The organism is Roseburia sp. AF42-8 (assembly GCF_003435965.1).
Classification (GTDB): domain Bacteria; phylum Bacillota; class Clostridia; order Lachnospirales; family Lachnospiraceae; genus Roseburia_C; species Roseburia_C amylophila.
In genome coordinates, this window is record NZ_QTVB01000141.1 from 1 (window position 1) to 769 (window position 769).

A 769-nucleotide genomic window follows, 5' to 3' on the forward strand; every position below is an offset into this window, starting at 1 on the left:
TGAGCGTTCCATATGTTGCCATTCCGGTTAGTGATCCAACTACAAAGCCTGCCAGTGGACTGTTGGTTGCTTCTGTCATGCTCTTTTCCACATAACTGCTGGCTGCCACCGTCAGTCCCTGCTTTGCATACTCTGTTACTACTGCCCTTCCTATGGATGTTCCTGCACTTACTGCTGCATTTGCTGCCATTCCTCCGGTCAGTATCATAGAAGCTGAGATTGTCAACGCATTTCCTATTAAATAATAGAGTTCCGGATTGCTGGCAAATAATGTATCACGGATTGGATTAACCGATACCATTCTTGGGTCTCCTATTACTCCTGCATAAACATCCTGACTACCTTCTATAGCATTCGCACAACCATATGCAGTTGTGCCTAATCCAATTGCTACAACTCCAACGGTTGTCACCAGTGGAAGTGCCATACCACAGGTTGCTACGACAAGCATTCCTCCCAGAATCATGGTTCCGACTCCGACAAGTGTTTTCACAATGCCTTCTTCTGTTCTCAGCCGGATAGATTCCTGCCACTGCTGTTGCTGCAGTTCATAGAACTCCTCACAGGAGTTTACCCTGTCCTTCACCTGTTCGAGATATGTACTTAACATTCCATCCATCATCTGTGCCAGTTGAAAAGACTCTGTTGCATTCACAACCGATGCATCATATGCACTGATTGTAGCACTACTGCCACCTAACTGTCCACCAATAATACTGCGAAGATAGCCTGCCATCATATCGATGGGATACATATCTGCATGGCTGTG

1 pseudogene is annotated in these 769 nt (G+C 46.0%); it reads right to left on the reverse strand.

Features of this window, described 5'->3' with window-relative positions:
- Positions 1 to 769: pseudogene (locus DW059_RS16050) on the reverse strand (hypothetical protein); the annotation flags it as partial.